The organism is Acinetobacter sp. AOR18_HL, assembly GCF_027855145.1.
GTDB classification, from domain to species: domain Bacteria; phylum Pseudomonadota; class Gammaproteobacteria; order Pseudomonadales; family Moraxellaceae; genus Acinetobacter; species Acinetobacter pittii.
The window spans coordinates 533,457-551,009 of record NZ_JAKTIG010000031.1; the positions used below are offsets into that span (position 1 = coordinate 533,457).

Consider the following 17,553-nt stretch of genomic DNA (forward strand, 5'->3'; position numbering starts at 1 on the left):
TTTATGTATAAAAACCAACTTTTTTGTTTAAAGATCAAACATTTTATTACATTCTTAAGACTGTATTATTCTCTTAAACGAATAAATTTTGCGGGATTTCCGCCAACAATATGGTACGGCTCAACATCTTTAGTCACCATACTATTCATCCCGACCACAGCATGTTTACCGATTTTAATACCGTCTTTGATCCCCACATGCGCACCCAACCAAACGTCTTGCTCAATTTCAATTCCTTTGGACGTAACTGGTTGCTGATAAAGTGGACGGTCTAGTTGCATCCCATGGTCAAATGCATATAAATGGCAATATGCGGCAATACGGACTTGATCATGCAACTTTATGCCCGTTCGCCCACCATCTAAAATACAATGATGGTTAATCGCGACTTCATTGCCGATCTCGAGTGGTCCATGCAATGTGCAATCAGCCGCAATAAAACTATTATCCCCAATAATAATTTTGCGGCCTGGTTCAGCAAAGATATGTGCTAGCGGTGAAATAAAACAATTTTCACCAATCTCAACTGTTTCCATATCCATTAAATAAGCTTGATATTCCTTTTGCCACTCTTCAGCCCAAGCACGGTTTTTAGGTTTTAAAGTCCAATATAACCATGGCATATAGTTTAAGCGGTGCTTATGTTGCTCACGATATTTCAGTAAGGAATCAGTCATCTGTTAATTCCTCTTCAATTTTTAATTCTTCACGACCACGTGTTACGTCTCTGAGTTTTAAGGCAAGTGGTTCAATTTGATGTATCTGTAGTCTCGCTTCGATATCTACGCCTGTTGCCGTATAGGTTTCCTGATATTCAATCTGTTGTTGAGTCAGTTCATATTGAAATATCGCCCACTCACTAAAATGACAAGAAAAGTGAATCGTCTTCTTTGCAATGAGTTCAATACGTTCAGCCAATAATAAACATTGCCCAGCACAGCCACCGTATGCTCTAACAAGGCCACCCGTTCCCAGTTTTATACCGCCATACCAGCGGTTAACCATCACAATAATATTCGTCAGGTCATTTCCTTCAATAGTCGCCAAGATTGGACGGCCTGCTGTTCCTGACGGTTCACCATCATCGTTAAAGCGTACGTTATGCCCAATTTTCCAAGCCCAACATTGGTGAGTGGTCGAGATATCCTTGTTCTGTTCTAAAAATTCTTTAACCTGCTGTTCATTTTCTATTGGCGCAGCAATCGCCTGAAATCTACTTTTTTTAATTTCTTCTTCAAATGTAATCTGTGATGCAATCGTAAAAGCCATAAATAAGATAAAGCACAATAAAAATCAAATTATAACGTGAATTTAATAGAATCAAACCTATAAAAAAGCCCCGAATCTCGGGGCTTTTTTATTATCTTTCTCGTAGCGCTTCTTTGGCTTTATTAAATGGTTTAAGTAAGTAATCAAGAACTGTTTTTTGACCAGTACGAATATCTACTGTTGCCACCATACCCGGTGTAATACCAAACGCTTTACCTTCTTTATTGTAAAGCTTATCGGAATCAGTACGGATATAAACACGATAATAGAATTGGTCCTGTTTCACTTCATCACGAATGGTGTCGGGTGAAATAACCGTAACCTTCCCTTTTAAACCACCATAAATTGAGTAGTCATAGGCAGTAATTTTAACCAGCGCTTCTTGTCCCGGACGAATAAAGGCAATGTCACGCGGTAAAATACGCGCTTCAATCAGCAATTGTTCGTCAATCGGTACAATAGTCATCAGTTTACCGTTTTGTGGAACAACACCACCACGGGTAGTGACTGCAATTTCTTTGACAACACCACGTACCGGTGCTCTGAACACTGCACGGTCTAAACTGTCACTACGACCCAGTACAATTTGTTGTTGCGTTTCGCTATCCGTATTCGCTTTAGATAACTCTTCACGCGCTTTCACATAGTACTGGTTCTGCGCATCATTCATTTTGTTTTGCAAATCATTTGCTTCACGACGTAAACGTAAAACCTCAACCTCACTTGCAGCACCTTTAGCAACCAAAGGCTCTGTCATCGCCAGTTCTTGTTGCACCAGTTGTAAAGCCTGTCTTAAACCTGCAAGCGTTTGTTCAAGATCAGCACGGCGCGAACGATATAATGCAGTTTCTTCTTGTACTAACTTTGGTTCTTTCATCACAATTTCAGGAAAAACCAAAGGTGTACCGTTTACTTCCGCACGTAAACGCGCTGCTGTCGCTTGAGCAGAGATCAGTAAAGATTTTGATTCACCGACATTTGATGCAAAACGGGTTGGATCAAGCTGTGCAAGAATTTCGCCCTTTTGAACGATGTCACCTTCTTGTACATTCAGCTTGGTTAAAATACCGCCTTCTAAAGACTGGATGACCTGTTCTTTAGAAGATGGAATGACTTTACCTGTACCAGTAGAAACTTCTTCAAGTTTAAATACCCACGCCCAGATAAAGAAAATAACCAAGCCAATGCCCACAATCCAGATCACTAAACTGGCACGTGGTAAGGGTGGCTCACTATAAGAGACATTCATTGAACGGGTGAGTTGTTGTTCTTGTTGTGGTTCGCTCATGAATTACCCCCTTGGCTCACTTGTTTTTGTTGGGCTGTTGATTGATTGAGTACCTGATCTCTTGGACCGTCCATCACGATTTTGCCTTCGTTCACGACAATAATACGGTCCACCAGTTCTAAAACAGCACGGCGGTGGGTCGCAACGACCAAAGTACGATGTGCTAGCCAACCTTTTAAATGATCAATCAGTTGTTTCTCTGCCACGTCATCAATTGCCGCTGTCGGTTCGTCTAACAATAAAATGTTCGGTTGACGAATCAATAGACGAGCCAGTAACAATGCTTGTTTCTGACCACCAGAGAAACCAACACCACCTTCTAAAATCAGGTGATCTAGCCCTTCTTTTTTCTCTTGAACAAAAGGTAATGCACCCGTCACTACTAATGCACGAAGAATCTCTTCATCCGTTGCAAGCGGCGCGCCTAAAGTGAGGTTTTCACGAATCGTACCGTAGAAAAGATGCGCATTTTGGTTAAGTAAGCCCATATCACGACGTACATCAGACGGATCAATTAATGAAAGATCGAGACCATCTAAATGTACCGCGCCTTGAGTTGGAATTTGCATACCAGATAGAAGCTGGAGCAGTGTCGATTTACCTGCACCATTACGTCCCAATATGGCAATTTTTTCACCAGCACGAATTTTTAAATGACGGATTGCCAAACTTGGTTTCGGGTCTTCTTCTCCATATTGGAATAAGACATTTTTTAATTCGTAATCGCCATTTAAAACTGCTTTGTGTACCAGATGCGAACGGTCAGCCTGATCAATCGGGCGTTGCATGAGCTCATCAAGGCTTTGTTTGGCAACTTTTGCTTGCTGTAAACGACCTAAAACACCTGTAATCTGTGCAATCGGTGCCAACATACGTGAAGATAAAATTGAACAAGCCACTAACGCACCTGTGGTCATTTCACCGTCCATTACGGCAAAACATCCTACCAACACCACAATTGCATAGGTCAAACCTTGAAGCATTTGAGTCCATGCCATTAAGGTACCGACAATTTTACGCTGTCTCATCCCGATATCGGCTGAAACTTCGTTCATGTGGTTCCACTGGTTCTGAAAGCGAGACTCAGCACGTAATAGCTTAATGTCTTCAATGCCTTGCACCGCTTCAACAAGAATAGCGTTACGGATTGAAGACTCTCTCATGCCCTCTTGTGCGAGTTGCGCTAACTTCTTCTGTGCCAGAATACCCGGCAAAAGCATAAGTGGCACAACTAGCAGCATCACCCAAAACAGTTTTCCACCGATAATCGCAAAAATGATCAGGAATAGGAAAAAGAATGGGAAATCGGCAATTGCACTAATGGTGGTTGAAGTCACCAGTTCACGCACACCTTCGAGCTCACGAATCTGGGAAATAAAACTACCGGTAGACTTTGAACGGTCTTTATTCTTGATACGTAGGGCATGACCAAATACACGGTCAGACACCCGTAAGTCAGCACGTTTACCGATAATATCGGATAAATAGACCCGTGATATACGTAAGGTAAACTCAAAAAGTGCTGCAATGAGTACACCGCCTGCTAGCACCCATAGAGTCGGGATAGACTGAGATGGTACAACACGGTCATACACTTGCATTGAGAAAATAATGGTTGCCAGTGCCAAAACATTAGCTATCAGTGAGGCAAACATAATATCAACGTAGCGCTTCCAGTCTCTTAAAACAATCGACCAGAACCAGCTTGCTTCGTATGGTTTGATATATTCGTCAATACGTGCATCGGGAATAGACGTTTCAGGACGTAGGATGTAGACATTCTTAATTGTTGTTTTTAAGACATCTAAGCTTAAATTTTGGGAAAGACCGTGATCTCCACTAAACTGGATACTGACATTTCCTTGAGTATCGGCCTTATCAATTACACCAACTTGTCCGTCATTAAACTCGACCATGACAGGTAAACGCCATGGATTAAGTAAATCTAATGAAAAAGGTACTTTACGTAAATTGAGTCCAACCTGACGGGTCATTAACTGCAAAACATCATCAAGGTTTTGATTTTGGTTCCAGTCAAGTTGTAAACGAATTCTTTCTTCTGAAGGCTCAATTCTATAATGTTTAGCAATCGTTAAGACCGCCTGTAACCAGGGCTGGTAATTTATTTTTGTCATCATGGTTGTACTTCGAACCCCTGAATTGAAATATTATTTAAGTCATAAGCTTGGCGGGAACGTCCTGTTGCTGCAATGTACTGAACAATACTGCTGTAGATGTCATAACGTGCAGTTTCAAGTTCCGAATTGGCACTATGAATCGCCTGTTCAGCATTCAATAAGTCAACCAATGAACGGGTACCGAGTTTGTACTGCTCTTGATAAAGTTCGCGTGTACGAACTGTCGTCGCTTGGCGGTTGGCTAAAACCTGCATTTGACGTTGTTTATTTTCAATTTGTTCACGGCTGGTTCTGATCTGATCGAGCACATCCAGATACACAGAATTCACTTTAGATTTAGCGGCTTCTTCTGCGTAACTTGCCATTTTTACCTGAGAAGAAACTGCCCCACCTTGATAAAACTGGCTGGTGGCTTCTAGCATGATGGAACTATATAAACCGTCATCTTCATCATTGTTTGGGTTTTTTCCATTAATGGCCTGACTCACCGAGCCTTTCACTGCCAAAGTTGGATAACGTGTTAAACGGGTCTGTTCCTTTTGGGCTTTAGCCACTTCAATGCCCGCTTGTGCCGCGATCATTTTTGGAATGGTATTAAACTCAGGTTCACCATATAAATCAGACACTTTCACCAAATCATCTGAAATAATCCAACCTGTACGTGAAACATCAGCACCCAACAATGTTCTTAAATGTTGTTGGTACTGACGTAATAAAGATTGCTGTGCAATCAGACCAGATTGAGCAGCTTGTAGATAAGACTGGGCTTGGATCGGATCAGCTTGGCTACTAATACCTGCATTTGCACGTAAATTAGCGATTTCCTGAATTCGCTGAATACCTGCAATTTGCTGCTCGGCAATTTTATTTAACTGGAGATAGCGCTGAATATTGATAATCGACTGAGCCACATCAAGTGCAATATCGTCAATGCTGACCAACACATTCGCCTGTTCGACTTGGAGCTTGGCTTTCTCAACCGATACACCTGATTTGACTTTACCAAAATCATAAAGCATTTGAGTTGCGTTTAAAGTCAATAACTGCCGACCACGCTCGCCACTACTCAAGTCACCTGTGGTAATACCACCTGAAATTTGAGGGTAGTAACCTGCCTTCGCAACATCAATACCAGCGTTTTGGCCAGCTAAAGTTGAAATGGCTTGGGAAATATCAGGGTTACGCTGAATCGCGATTTTCACCGCTTCCTGCAGAGTCATTTTCCTTGATGGCAAATTTGAATAAGATGAAGCTGCTCTATCATTGAGTTGAACAGTCGGAAACTCCTGCACTCTAGAACGATCTAGCCTAAAATTACTCAACTCTTGCATCTTAGCGACTTTAAATTCATCACTACTTTTAGGGGCAAAAAGTTGTGATAAGTTGTCTTTTAATGTGTGATATTGCTCACTTGGTTTAGCGGCATATATCACCATAGGTACATGCAGTGAAGTTAAAAGCATCAACCCTTTCAGGAAAGCTGGCTTTTTACATGTCCTTTTTACTCTTCTCTGGTTATATCCAATCATGCTTGTCTTGTTGATCTTGTTTGTTATCGTTTAAAAGCTTTTACATTCTACATATTTTTTTGCATAAAGAAGCATAAATGCAGGAATAATTCACACATTACTTTTTTATCAACTAAATATTCTAATTTATTGTTTTTAAAAAATAAATATAAAAAAGCTAAAAAGAAGCATTGACCTCTTTTTAGCCAAATAGATTAACTTTTTTATTTAAACTGTAAAATCGTCACCTAAGTAGACTTTACGTACCTGTTCGTTATCCAGAATTTCTTGTGGAGTGCCTTCTGCAATTACCGCACCTTCGCTCACAATATATGCACGTTCACAGATCGCCAAAGTTTCACGTACGTTATGGTCTGTGATAAGCACACCAATACCACGATCTTTTAAGGTCTGGATAATATCTTTAATATCGCCTACCGAAATTGGATCGACACCGGCAAAAGGTTCATCAAGTAACATAAACTTAGGATCAGCAGCCAATGCACGTGCAATTTCAGCACGGCGACGCTCACCACCAGACACACTCATTCCCAATGAATCTTTAATATGACTGATTTTAAAGTCATTCAACAATTCAGTAAGACGTTGTTGGCGCTGTTGTTTATTTAAATCTTTGCGTGTTTCTAAAATAGACATAATATTTTCAGCAATTGTCAGCTTTCTAAAGATAGAAGCTTCTTGCGGAAGATATCCGATTCCTTTACGTGCCCGTTCATGCATTGCCAAATCGGACATATCAAGATCATCAAGGTGAATTTCACCTTTGTCCATACGCACTAGCCCAACAACCATATAGAAGCTTGTTGTTTTTCCTGCACCGTTAGGGCCAAGCAAACCAACAATCTGTCCACTTTGCATACTAAAAGATACGTCTTTGACGACCCAACGTTTACTATAGTTTTTTGCTAAGTGCTTAATACACAAAGTTTGGGGTTGAAGAGCTTGTTGCATTAGTCACGCGCTCCCGGGAAACTTTTTGAAGTTGATGGCGGAATAATAATTTGAACACGATTTGATGATGAACCTTGAGCTTCAACATCTCCTTTGTTCATACTATATTTCAATGAGTTACCACGGATGCTTGAACCATCTTGATATAGATATGCACCACCAGTCAAAGTAATAATGCCTGTATCTGCATTATAAACAATAGTTTGACCTTCGCCTCGTGCAACGCCCTTGTCAGCACTAATTTGCTGTTGGAATTTAGACGGTCTACCTTTGGCAGTAATCGTTTGAATTTCACGTTTAGAGTTTAGCGTAGCAACAATTGAGTCGGCTTGAAGCTTCATCGTACCTTGCTCAATCACGACATTACCCGTATAAGTCGTTAAACCCGTTTTCTCATTATAAGTTGCACGGTCTGCCACTAACGAAATTTGTTGATTACGGTCAGACGGTAAAGCAAAAGTCGAAGCAGATGATAAAGCAACGAATGTAATTACCGCAGCTTGTTTTAGGAAAGCTGAAGAACGTTTTAAATTAAGACTTTGGTGCATACTTTCCTCGAATATTAAAAAATTCGTACTGACCATTATTCAAATTAGCTTTTAACCCTTTGCTGACAAACTCGGCTTGCGGAGATTGAACAACCACTTGGTGATCTGTTTCAATTTCTCTGGTTTTTGGATATCCAGTTAATTCATCAGTTTGGAACTCAATCTTCCCTTGTGGCGCCAGTTTAGTTGCGACCACATCACCCGATAAAATAACTTTACGGTTATCATCGTAGCCATTTGCCTGTTTTGCAAAGAATGTTGCATCAACTTTGCCATCTTTATACATCGAGGCATTAAGTTGATCCAACTTTGATGTTTTTTGTTGCATATCCTGTTCAAGCTGACGAACTTCAGCACGGATATACAAATTGCCTTGATCATCAGTTTGAGTCAAATGGACGCCCTGCGCTGAATATGTCATATTCTTCGCAGAACCAATGTCTAGTTTTTTTGCCTTGCCACTATAGTAGTAGTAACCACCACTTATAGCAGCAACCACTACAGCAACAATTGATAAAACTCTGGTATCCATGAGCAGGAATAGCCTACCTTTTTAAGTAATCTTATTATTAATGCGGTACTGCAAGATATTTTTCAAGAAGTTCTTGGTAAATGCCTTTTGCGATCAGCAACATATCACAGACTTCACGAACAGCACCACGCCCACCCATCGATTGCGTAACCAAATGCGCCCGGCGACGTACTTCTTCGTGACCATTTGGCACAGTAACACTCATACCTGCGATTGCAAAAGCAGATAAATCAGGCCAATCATCGCCCATATATAAGCAATCAGACGGCAAAATATTAAACTGCGCACATGCTTCACGAAGTGCTGAGCCTTTGTCTTCACGGCCTTGAAAAACGAGGTCTACACCTAAATCAGACATACGTTTTTCAACAATATTGCTTTTTCGGCCTGTAATAATGATAACTTTCATGCTGGCTTGCTGTACAAGCTTCATTCCTAAACCATCACGAATATCGAATGATTTAATTTCATCGCCACTATTGGTTAAGGTTACGAAGCCATCACTTAAAATACCATCAACATCCAGAACCAATGCCTGTAAATGACGTGCTTGTTCTAACAATGCATAAGATGCCATTGATTAATTTACCCCTGCCTGAATAAGGTCATGCATACTAATTACACCAATCACTTTGTTTTGGTCATCTACGACCACAAACTGACTAATTTTTTTCAGGTTAAGCTGTTGTAGAGCTTCTACCGCACGTGCCTCTTGAGAAATCGTTGATGGTTTTTTTGTCATCACTTCTGAAACAGGCAAATTCACATCAAAACCTTGCTGTTTATCAATTAAACGGCGCAAGTCACCATCGGTGAAAATACCAAGCAAATGTTCTTGTTCATCTACAATTGTCGTCAAGCCTAAACGTTTATTAGAAATTTCATAAAGCACTTGATTCATTGGTGTATCTGGTGAAACTTTTGGCAGCTCATCGCCTGTATGCATGAGGTGTTTCACATGTAAAAGTAAGCGTTTACCCAACGCACCTGCTGGATGCGAACGAGCAAAATCATCTGCGGTAAAACCACGTGCTTCAAGTAAAGCAACAGCCAGTGCATCACCCAAAACTAAAGTTGCTGTCGTACTCGACGTAGGCGCTAAACCTAATGGGCACGCTTCGTCAGACTCACCTAAAGTTAAAGCAATGTCTGCGTTTTGCGGCATTGGGCCTTTATCATCACGGCTAATCGTAATAAGAGGAACGCCAAGATGTTTGATTAAAGGCATCAACATCATGATTTCATCACTTTTTCCAGAGTTGGAAATCGCAATTAAAACATCACCACGAACCAGCATTCCCAAATCGCCATGTCCAGCTTCACCCGGATGCATAAAGAAAGATGGTGTACCAGTTGAGGCGAAAGTAGCAGCCATTTTACGGCCAATATGCCCTGACTTACCCATGCCAGTGATCACAACACGACCTTTACACTGTAACAATATTTCACAAGCTCGGTTAAAACTGTCACCAATTTGTGTTGCTAACACGTCTAAGGCTTGTTGCTCAATACGCAATGTTGCTAATGCGCTGCTTTGGAAATCTGTAGGATTGGGCATACGAGTTTGACTCAAAATAATTGATCTGATCTCTTGTGAAGATCGGTGATTTTAATCAAAAGATTTGGGGGCATTCTAACATAACTCAATCATCTACACGTTTTTAAATGTATAAGATTTCACAAGCTTATAAAATTCTTGCATAAACCTTTGTGAAAAATGATGCATCAGTTATGATGTAACACTGTTTTTGTTGAGTGTTTGAAAACCCTTATGCAACCGTTTGTTTTATATAACTCTGAGCAACGAAAAAAAGTTGAATTTGTACCTCGCAAAGAAGGTCACATCGATATGTACGTCTGCGGTATGACCGTTTACGACTACTGTCATATCGGGCATGCTCGAGTTATGGTTGCATTTGACTACATTATTCGTTTCTTACGTAGTCAAGGCTGGAATGTTCGCTACATTCGCAACATTACCGACATTGACGACAAAATCATTAAACGTGCGAATGAGAATGGTGAAACAATCCAACAACTCACCACTCGTTTCATCGATGCAATGAATGAAGATGCAGCGAACCTAGGCTGTTTAGCTCCTGATGAAGCACCTAAAGCGACTGAATATATCGACCAGATGCAGAACATGATTGGCAATTTGGTGAATAAAGGCGCTGCCTACCCTGCTTCAAACGGCGATGTTTATTTTGAAGTCACCAAATTCGAAAAATATGGTCGTCTCTCTGGCCGTAAACTTGATGATATGCAAGCTGGCGCAAGTGAGCGTGTTGATGTAGAAGTTGAAAAGAAACACCCTTTTGACTTTGTACTTTGGAAACATGCAAAAGAAAATGAACCGTCTTGGGCATCACCTTGGGGTAATGGCCGTCCGGGTTGGCACATTGAATGTTCTGCAATGTCGACTTGCTGCTTAGGCAATCACTTTGACATTCATGGTGGTGGTTCAGATTTAATGTTCCCGCACCATGAAAATGAAATTGCGCAAAGTGAAGCTTCGACTGGTGAGCAATATGTGAACTACTGGATGCATGTTGGCTTCATTAACGTTGACGGTGAAAAGATGTCTAAGTCTTTAGGCAACTTCTTTACGATTCGTGATGTGATGGAGAAATTCCATCCTGAAGTGATCCGCTACTTTATTGTATCTTCGCACTATCGTAGCCCTGTGAACTTCTCTGATGTGGCACTTAAAGAAGCAAAAACTTCTTTAACTCGCTTCTATCATTCATTTAAAGCTTACCAACAAGTGTACGGTCAAACGACAACTGAAACGCTTGATCAAAGCTTTATTGAGCGTTTTAACAATGCGATGTGTGATGACTTCAACACTGCTGAAGCAATGGCGGTATTGTTTGAACTGAACAAAGAGTTGAACCGTGCTGTAAAAGAAGAGCAAGCTGACCAAGCGACTGTACTTTATTCGACATTACGTCACCTCACCAACATTTTAGGTCTAGTACAACACAATGTAGATGATTTCTTAAAATCAGATATTGGACAAGAAGCTCTTGCTTTATCTGATGCTGAAATTGAAGATTTTATTCAACAACGTGTTGATGCGAAAAAGGCAAAAGACTTTGCTAAAGCAGACGGTATTCGTCAGTCTTTACTCGACCAAGGTGTGGTACTTGAAGACACTCGCCAAGGTACAGTTTGGCGTCGTGCTGATTAAACGTTCAATTAGATCACAAGAGTGTTGACACTTTAATGAAACACTCTATAATGTGCTCACATTGCGGGAATAGCTCAGTTGGTAGAGCATAACCTTGCCAAGGTTGGGGTCGCGAGTTCGAGTCTCGTTTCCCGCTCCAAGATTTGTTGTTAAAAATCAATAAGCTGAAAGATTCTAGTAATCTTTTGGCTTGTTTTTTATTGTCGATAGGTCAGCTATGACTATTCAAAATAGTCATATTTCACATTAAAAAACGCTTTATATTTCCGTGCCGCCGCCAAAAAAGTGGGTGTCATTTGTACATCTTCAATTTTTGACGGCAGTGCGCCACCATGAAATTTGGAGTGTTAAAAATGCAGAAACCGACCCGTCGCGGCAACGCTTGGCGTATTGAAGTTCGTTTTAAGGGCAAGCGCTACGCTGCCACTCGTGACACAGCTAGCGAATGCGAACAGTGGGCAGCAACCAAACTATTAGAATTACAATCTGAACAACCAACCTCAGAACCTGAAAAAATCCATATTTCATTTCAAGCCCTTTTTGATAAGTATTATCAGGATGAAGGTCGCAAAATGAAAAGCGCCCGTTTAATTGTTCAAATGCTCAAATGTTTAAAGAAAAATTGGGGCGAACTAGCAGATGAGTCTATACACAATTTAACCCCTGCTCTAGTTAAACAATGGCGTGATAAAAGATTGAAGCAGGTTAAGGGCGCAACTGTCATTAGAGAAATGGCTATGTACAGTTCAGTTTTTGACTTTGCACGAAAAGAATTATTTTTAACTAAAGAAAATCCATTTAAAGAAATTACTAAACCTTCAGCACCGCCGCCAAGGCATCAACGCGTTAATCAGGACCACATTGATAAAGTTGTAAAAGGCTTGGACTATGAATGGGGTAAAACACCAACACAGCCAAGACACCGTGTTGCATGGTCATTTCTATTTGCCCTTGAAACTGCTATGCGTAAAGGTGAAATACTTAGCGTGCAAAAGCATTTAATTTTTACTGACTTCATTAGACTATTAGACACTAAGAACGGCTCTTCACGTGATGTACCGTTAACAGCCAAAGCAAAAGAAATGCTTTCTTGGTTGCCAGAGGATCCAAACGATACACGAATGGTTCCACTTACGTCGAATGCCTTCAGGCTAATTTGGCAACGTAATTTACGTCGAGTTGGTTTAGACGGGGTTATCACCTTCCACGATTCAAGACATGAAGCAATTACAAGATTTGTCCATGAGTATCGCTTACCTGTAGAAATTCTCGCAAAAATTACAGGTCATAAAACAATTAGTGTTTTAGTAAATACTTATTACAACCCGACTGCATCGGAAATTGCCAAGATGCTAAACGCTGCATAAACAAAAAGCCCCTTAATTGGGGCTTTATTTTAAATCTACTTTAACGGGTAAACGCCATCGGGTACGATTATAAATTACGGTACCATCCAAATTTATTGATAGTTCATTACCATTATAGTCAAAAACTTTAAGAATATTGCCACCCTTACCTACTTCAACCAAAAAGTCAATGACTTTAGTATTTGCATGGTCAAAGGCTTTGATCATCACTTGCGTCATTATTAAAAAACTCATAAGGCTTTTACGCACAATGATACTTGAATATTGTTATTAATTGAATGTGCTGTGCATCCTGAAAATAGAATGCACATTACACTTAGAAGAAGTGCAAACTTAGTGCGCTTGCAGTAAAAGACCTTCATGTTAGAAACAACTTCTTTTCAGCTGCTCGACGGTTCACCAAACCATTAAGGACTTTACCATTGTCGTAAACCCATTTATCAAATTGATTAGCCGCTCCTTTCATATCTCCTGCATTAAGATTTTTTAGCATCGTGCTTTTAGAAAATGCAGTTTCGCCAATGTTGTAGACCAATGAAGCCAATGCATCAAACTGGTTTTGTGTCGGCTTGTTCTTTAAATATTTATCTAGACAAGCATCAACCCAAGCGCAGTCATTTTTCAACCACTCTTCGGCTTCTGCCATGGTGCAAATATCTCCTTTCTTAACACGTGTGCCGTTCGGGTATTTAATAGTGCCGTAACCGATCGTCCAAACACCGCCAGTATCTTGATAAGCCTTTGGCATGAAACCTTCAAATGACTTAATGAGTTTGTATCCGTTTTCGGAAATATCGCGGAAGCCTGTAACATTGGTATCTAATTTATATCCGATGACTTGAGCGAATGTTTTAAGGCCATTCATTGCGATGATTGAATCGCCCGCAGTAACTTGCTCATGTGCGAGTTTACCGCCCGACATTGCACGCAGCCATGAGTAGGCTTGTGCAACTTTTTCTGCATTATCTACTGACATGGACATTCTCCTACTTGAATATAGCCTTGAACGCTTCACGGATTTCAAAGATCAATTCACTAATCGTTTTACCTTTTAGTAATTGAATCGCCTGGTACCAAATACCAATAAGGAGCATTCCGAATACTGCAAAAATCAACATCACAAAACCTTGGGTCATGTGCGAGTAATGGCCCCAATCTTGATATTCAATAAATGCTGAACCGCCGTATAAGCTGATAGAAACGCTAATTGCGAATTTGATAATCACGCCGATATTGATTTTTATCTTTCCTTCAACGTCAATATCACCACTCAACATGAGCGCAAAAATGCCGCCCATCACCGCCGCCCAAATCTTGATAAACCAAGGTAGGGATTTAATAGTTAAAAGGTCATTCATTTTTTCCACCAATCTAATGTTTTCATCATTTTATTGATTGGTTTAATTTCTGTATCGAAATCTGTTGACAGTAAAAAGCCCTAACTTATTAAAAGCTAGGGCTTGCGTTGGTTTGTTGGGTGATTAAATGTAGAACAACTTATATCGCAATCTATTGTAACCTAGATCGCTCAAGCTTCCCGTCGTAATCAACTTAAATGTGTTTAGATACGCGTTTATTGGGAATGGACTGATACCTGTGAAACCGATACCTGAAACACCCGTACCACTCAAAACCTTACCTAATGTAATTTCTAAGTTCTGATCGTTGCATAGTAAAGCGGGGTTTCCTGTATTTGACGCAAGGTTAGTATATTCCAACTCAACTGCTATAACCTGCATTGGCTTTAATGTTCTTCTGCCTTGTGTGATGGCTGCAAAATTTCCATAACTTACAGCATCTAAAAAATCCAACGTGTAATATCCTTTTGGTCTGATATAGCCGATAGATGACAAATAGCTACACGTTGTTTTTGAGTTCGTATCAGTTGGATCGACCAACGCAACGTTAGCATTGCCCGTCAATTGTAGATTTTCTACAGTGAATTTACATTTTGTATTGCTTAGCACGTTGTCAAACTTAAAGACAAAGTAGTCGCTATCTACTTGCAGAGAGTTAAGCTGCCGTGTCCCGCCCGATGTTGACATACTTTCTCTGACAGGGATTGGATAACCTTTGATAGAGTCAAGTCGGCTGTTAAAATTACCACCCAAATACAGGTGCATACCGATGTTATCGAGTGCGTTTGGTGCGTGTAGAATAAAATCACCTACGCGCAACCCGGTTGGGTTTACACTGAATTTTAGTTTTACAAAAGTGTACGCATAGTTTGGAAGTGATACCCCCGTTGCAACAGTAGATACAGTGTAAGATGTGCCGTTTATCTGCACGACCTCGCCTACTGACCAAGTTAAACCGTTTGTAATACCTGCTGATTCGGCGACGTACACATATCCATCTGCGTCAATTGCACTTACGGATGAGTAAGGGGATGTTTTGTAAAAAGATTGCGCTTCATAAGTATAAGTATTTCGAGACGATCGCATTTCTGCAACCCCATGCTGTAACCCCATTTGACAATTAGACACGGTATTGCGAAAGAGGCGCAGTTTTGCGGATGACGTAGAGAGTGAATATGTGATTCCGCGATAACATTGAGAAATCTCATTACCAACTACTTTCGCGTTTTCAATAAGATTAACAAGTGTTGCGCCCTGAAAACAGTCAGAGATAATATTGTCTTTAGCGACGCCATCAGAATTTAGTAGTGTATGATTTTCAAACTCAACGCCATACAAGCCCACGTCACTGATAGTGTTGTTACGTGCAATATTATTCGACCCTGAGCCGAACCAAATATTGATGCCGGACTGTCGAACTATGTGCTTAATCGTGTTTCCAGTGACTAAAGTGTCTGTGCAGTTTGTACCTAGCACTGCCCACGCATGGAATCTCTCAATACGGTTTTCCAGTGCCTTGCAGCCCACCGAATCAATAAACACAATTCCTGCTTGCCCATCTTCACGGTTATCGTAGTGCGCCACGCATTCGCCATGCAAGTAACTATCTTGTACTGTTACGTTTGTTGAATTGCGTATTGTGATAGCACCGCGATTATTATTTAGTGGCTTATTAAGTGGCGGGACATGGTACAAATCATCGGCTTCAATAATTGAGTCTTTCAAGTACATTAAAACCAGTTCTTTTGTAGAAAAAATGCTTCCACTCAGCCGTAAATTATAGCTTTTGTTTTGCATGAATGCGGCAAGTAAATCAAACTTGCTGGCTGCATCTTCTCCATCTCTAATCCCAACCATTTCAGATGTAATAGTATTGTTCGTAATCCCACCGACCCAGCCATTAAAAACTACAACACCATCATTTTCATTTGCTTTTTCTGAGTCATACTTAAAATAGCGACCACCAGTATTTTGATCTGCATAATACGATTTAACAAAAGCAATCTGGCCGTTTCCGCGTGGAGTATAGTTTAGTAAATCTTCAATAGATGCAAAAGCACGAGCTGATTTATCGTTAATTTGCTCTTGAGTTTCATCGCCATCTACAACGAATTTTGAAGGTAAACCTAGAACAGGTTGACCAGTGATAGCACTGGCGATTCCATCGATATACGCTCTTAATTCAGCTTCTCGTTGTTGAGCCAGTTCGTCATAGTTAAGATCAGCAAGAATGCGTGCTTGTGTCTCAAAATCAACTAAGTGTTTCCACTCTTGTAAAATGGCTGTAAGTTTATCTAATGCTCTTTCAATTGCATCGGGATAAAAATTATCATAGTTAGTTATATCTAATAACTGATCTACGGGTGTTTTACCTGCAATATAGAAATATGTTTGTGCGTCAGGCGCATCAAGAAAATTTACATACCCACCTAGATTATCGGGGTTAATTGTGACGGTGTATTTAGTCTCATCAAGAAATTCAAACTCGTTTCCGACTTTAATACGTACAGCTACACCTGTCTCGTCTTCTTGATCAAAAATCCTAAAAGTAAAATCAAACCGTGTATTAACCCCATTACCAACATAAAGTTGACTGAGCCGGTCGGTAACTTGAACTGTCATAAGCTCACCAATAAAAAAGGCCGTATTCTCTACAGCCAATTTTAGGTAAGCTTACAAATAATAGGATGGTTACAGGTCGCGCCGTGTCAACAGGTGCTTTTCAGTAATTGACTTTTCGAGCCAATTTAGAAATTCACTCTTGTTTTCTATATCTGGGCTATCTAAAGGGTCGATAATTAGATAGTAATCATCAATTCGATAATGCGCCCCAATTTGGGAAAAATAAGGAAGTACTTGCCTGTGTATTTTTTCAGATAAGAATATTTCTACTTTTCTTGCATTGGTTTCGTTTTCTAATTTTTTATAATCATCGTTATTTAAAAATTCATTATATAAACTTTCAATTTTAAGTTTTTTCGACATTAAAGCTCCTACATATAAGGGGTTAAAGAAAATCAGCTTTAGATAAAATATCTTCAACTAACAAGCATATTATTAACAAAATAAATACGCTTGTCAGTTGACATTTTGTAATTTTTAAAATGCTAAATCCAAAGCTTCTTCTTCAGTATCAGCAAAACCAACAACAACTTGTCCTAAGTTTTGGACGCCTTCCCACAATAACTGATTCCTTTCGGCATCGTATTTATATGTCTCAACACCTATAAACATTTCTTTGTTGCTTTTAAAAACAACAAATTCTTTACCACCTTGTCTGACATTGCCTTTACCTAAATAAAAACCGTGACCTAAATTTTTAATGACTAAATAATTCATGCGAAAAACTCCGTAATTTGGTTAGATATTGAACTAACAAA

At 40.0% G+C, this 17,553-nt stretch carries 18 protein-coding genes and 1 tRNA gene; 3 read left to right on the forward strand and 16 right to left on the reverse strand.

Annotated elements, in window-relative coordinates:
• Positions 1–65: 65 nt before the first annotated feature.
• From MKL51_RS10665 to MKL51_RS10715, 10 genes are all read right to left on the reverse strand, one after another.
• Positions 66–677 (reverse strand): chloramphenicol acetyltransferase CAT, encoded by a 612-nt coding sequence (locus MKL51_RS10665; RefSeq protein WP_002115833.1) that lies wholly within the window; start codon positions 675–677, stop codon positions 66–68.
• Positions 670–1,269: an IMPACT family protein gene (locus MKL51_RS10670; RefSeq protein ID WP_017481422.1), complete on the reverse strand. Its 600-nt coding sequence runs from the start codon at positions 1,267–1,269 to the stop codon at positions 670–672. Before MKL51_RS10670 ends, MKL51_RS10665 begins: the two co-directional genes overlap by 8 nt.
• 91 nt (positions 1,270–1,360) lie before the next feature.
• On the reverse strand, positions 1,361–2,557 hold the full coding sequence (locus MKL51_RS10675; RefSeq protein WP_017399974.1) for an HlyD family efflux transporter periplasmic adaptor subunit: 1,197 nt from the start codon (positions 2,555–2,557) through the stop codon (positions 1,361–1,363).
• The gene (locus MKL51_RS10680; RefSeq protein WP_017481421.1) at positions 2,554–4,695 is read right to left on the reverse strand and encodes a type I secretion system permease/ATPase; all 2,142 of its coding nucleotides are present in this window, start codon (positions 4,693–4,695) and stop codon (positions 2,554–2,556) included. The genes MKL51_RS10675 and MKL51_RS10680 overlap by 4 nt, the downstream gene beginning before the upstream one ends.
• Positions 4,692–6,158 (reverse strand): TolC family protein, encoded by a 1,467-nt coding sequence (locus tag MKL51_RS20990; RefSeq protein WP_017481420.1) that lies wholly within the window; start codon positions 6,156–6,158, stop codon positions 4,692–4,694. Before MKL51_RS20990 ends, MKL51_RS10680 begins: the two co-directional genes overlap by 4 nt.
• A 273-nt stretch (positions 6,159–6,431) precedes the next feature.
• Positions 6,432–7,175: an LPS export ABC transporter ATP-binding protein gene (gene lptB, locus MKL51_RS10695; protein WP_002122331.1), complete on the reverse strand. Its 744-nt coding sequence runs from the start codon at positions 7,173–7,175 to the stop codon at positions 6,432–6,434.
• Positions 7,175–7,723 carry a lipopolysaccharide transport periplasmic protein LptA gene (gene lptA, locus MKL51_RS10700; RefSeq protein WP_002122334.1) on the reverse strand — a complete coding sequence of 183 codons (549 nt, stop codon included), beginning with the start codon at positions 7,721–7,723 and terminating at the stop codon, positions 7,175–7,177. The genes lptB and lptA overlap by 1 nt, the downstream gene beginning before the upstream one ends.
• Entirely contained in the window at positions 7,707–8,255 is a 549-nt protein-coding gene (lptC, locus tag MKL51_RS10705) for an LPS export ABC transporter periplasmic protein LptC (RefSeq protein ID WP_005070181.1), read from the reverse strand. Before lptC ends, lptA begins: the two co-directional genes overlap by 17 nt.
• A gap of 37 nt (positions 8,256–8,292) precedes the next feature.
• On the reverse strand, positions 8,293–8,832 hold the full coding sequence (locus MKL51_RS10710) for a KdsC family phosphatase (RefSeq protein ID WP_017481419.1): 540 nt from the start codon (positions 8,830–8,832) through the stop codon (positions 8,293–8,295).
• 3 nt (positions 8,833–8,835) lie between these two features.
• The gene (locus tag MKL51_RS10715) at positions 8,836–9,813 is read right to left on the reverse strand and encodes a KpsF/GutQ family sugar-phosphate isomerase (protein WP_002122342.1); all 978 of its coding nucleotides are present in this window, start codon (positions 9,811–9,813) and stop codon (positions 8,836–8,838) included.
• A gap of 213 nt (positions 9,814–10,026) precedes the next feature.
• On the opposite strand from MKL51_RS10715, the gene cysS reads away from it, so the two are divergent.
• The 3 genes from cysS (at position 10,027) to MKL51_RS10730 (ending at position 12,815) form a co-directional block, all read left to right on the forward strand.
• Positions 10,027–11,448, forward strand: a complete 1,422-nt coding sequence (gene cysS / locus MKL51_RS10720) for a cysteine--tRNA ligase (RefSeq protein WP_005076856.1) — start codon at positions 10,027–10,029, stop codon at positions 11,446–11,448.
• Between the two features lie 63 nt (positions 11,449–11,511).
• A tRNA-Gly gene (locus tag MKL51_RS10725) sits at positions 11,512–11,587 on the forward strand.
• Positions 11,588–11,801: 214 nt separating this feature from the next.
• Positions 11,802–12,815 (forward strand): tyrosine-type recombinase/integrase, encoded by a 1,014-nt coding sequence (locus MKL51_RS10730; protein ID WP_270904289.1) that lies wholly within the window; start codon positions 11,802–11,804, stop codon positions 12,813–12,815.
• A 24-nt stretch (positions 12,816–12,839) separates the two neighbouring features.
• Here the strand turns inward: MKL51_RS10730 and MKL51_RS10735 are convergent, their stop codons facing one another.
• The 6 genes from MKL51_RS10735 to MKL51_RS10760 form a co-directional block, all read right to left on the reverse strand.
• Positions 12,840–13,034, reverse strand: coding sequence for a hypothetical protein (locus MKL51_RS10735; protein ID WP_270904290.1), 195 nt, complete (start codon positions 13,032–13,034; stop codon positions 12,840–12,842).
• Between the two features lie 139 nt (positions 13,035–13,173).
• Positions 13,174–13,791, reverse strand: a complete 618-nt coding sequence (locus tag MKL51_RS10740) for a lysozyme (protein ID WP_270904291.1) — start codon at positions 13,789–13,791, stop codon at positions 13,174–13,176.
• A gap of 10 nt (positions 13,792–13,801) precedes the next feature.
• Positions 13,802–14,173: a hypothetical protein gene (locus tag MKL51_RS10745; protein WP_044100789.1), complete on the reverse strand. Its 372-nt coding sequence runs from the start codon at positions 14,171–14,173 to the stop codon at positions 13,802–13,804.
• A gap of 123 nt (positions 14,174–14,296) precedes the next feature.
• Positions 14,297–16,795 carry a right-handed parallel beta-helix repeat-containing protein gene (locus MKL51_RS10750; RefSeq protein ID WP_270904292.1) on the reverse strand — a complete coding sequence of 833 codons (2,499 nt, stop codon included), beginning with the start codon at positions 16,793–16,795 and terminating at the stop codon, positions 14,297–14,299.
• A 69-nt stretch (positions 16,796–16,864) separates the two neighbouring features.
• Entirely contained in the window at positions 16,865–17,158 is a 294-nt protein-coding gene (locus MKL51_RS10755; protein WP_031946159.1) for a hypothetical protein, read from the reverse strand.
• A gap of 114 nt (positions 17,159–17,272) precedes the next feature.
• Positions 17,273–17,512 (reverse strand): hypothetical protein, encoded by a 240-nt coding sequence (locus MKL51_RS10760; RefSeq protein ID WP_119517287.1) that lies wholly within the window; start codon positions 17,510–17,512, stop codon positions 17,273–17,275.
• Between the last annotated feature and the right edge of the window lie 41 nt (positions 17,513–17,553).